The sequence below is a fragment of the Cricetibacter osteomyelitidis genome, assembly GCF_004340985.1.
Taxonomy (GTDB): domain Bacteria; phylum Pseudomonadota; class Gammaproteobacteria; order Enterobacterales; family Pasteurellaceae; genus Cricetibacter; species Cricetibacter osteomyelitidis.
In genome coordinates this window covers 1-1213 of the sequence record NZ_SLYB01000057.1, presented here as the reverse complement: position 1 = coordinate 1213, position 1213 = coordinate 1, and the positions used below count along the sequence as shown (strand labels likewise).

Here is a 1213-nt window from a genome sequence, read left to right as displayed (position 1 = left end):
CGTCGATTAAAATTTTCTTAATTAAATAAAGGAGCAATATGATGTCGGAAAAAAATAAGGAAAGCCCACAAGCAGAAAAACCGCGTATTCCCGCAGTCGCATTTCCGTTAAAACCGAAAGCGGAAAACAGCAAAAATGTGTTACAGCAGTATTTTACCCATCTAGCGCACGACCCAAGCGCCCGTTTCCTGTTTAACGAAATCGGGCTTTGGCATCAAGGTATTCACTTACGAGCCGATAAATTTAAAGCAAGCGAATTTGACAATGAGAAGATTTGTGCTATTGCCGACGGTAAGCTGATTGCCTATAAGGTAGATTCGGAATATAAAAATGATAATCCGAAAGAGCCGGCGAACGGGACAATATATTCCACGGGATTTTTTCTATTGGAACACGAAATAGAATACCCGAAAGGAAATAAACTGACGTTTTATTCTCTTTATCGTCATACGGCAAAACTCGGGGAATATAAATCTTCTTTTGTGATCATTTCAGGTAAAACGCAGTCCGCGGATAAAAAAAACGTAATGATAAGGGACAACAATAAAAAGCTCGTTGCTCAATTGCCGGATGGTTGGGATATTACGGTGAGAAAAGATAAAGCCGGTAAAAATAAATTGGATGAGCTATTGTGGTATAAAGATGATAAAGGAGTAGAACATAAACCGGATGAAGGTCGCTGGACGATATTCCATAGATCTTATACGATTGAGAGCGAGCAAGTTGAGCCGGTTCAAGGTATTCCGTTACTTATAGCAAACAAGATCGATACGGAAGTGGATAGTGAAGTGAAACTGACTAAAGCGATTGAAATCAAAGCGGGTACAGAACTAGGTTTAATGGGTGAATACAACCAACCGACGGAATCGGGTAAAAGACTGTTGCATTTGGAGGTTTTTACTTATGATGACATCAATGTGTTTAGAAAAGAAGCGAAAAAGGCTTACGATAAAGATAAAGAGAAAAAAGGAATTCAGGATAATTTCTTGTATGTTAACCAAGGTAGTAGGATTTACAGTTATGCGGGCGACAGTAAAAAAATCATTGATTTACACGACCAAACGAAAGTGGAAATCATGTTACCCTTGTCGGAAGTAGAGAAACTTACGGTGAGTGAAAATCTGAAAGATAAAAATGCCAAACAAAGGACTTACTACAATATCCAACCGTACTTACACGGCACGACAAGCGGTGTAGGGATTTATGTCGATGA

At 39.0% G+C, this 1213-nt stretch carries 1 pseudogene; it reads left to right on the top strand.

The features are described from left to right. Positions 1-38: 38 nt before the first annotated feature. Positions 39-1213 (top strand): annotated as a pseudogene (locus EDC44_RS12870) (glycoside hydrolase family 19); the annotation flags it as partial.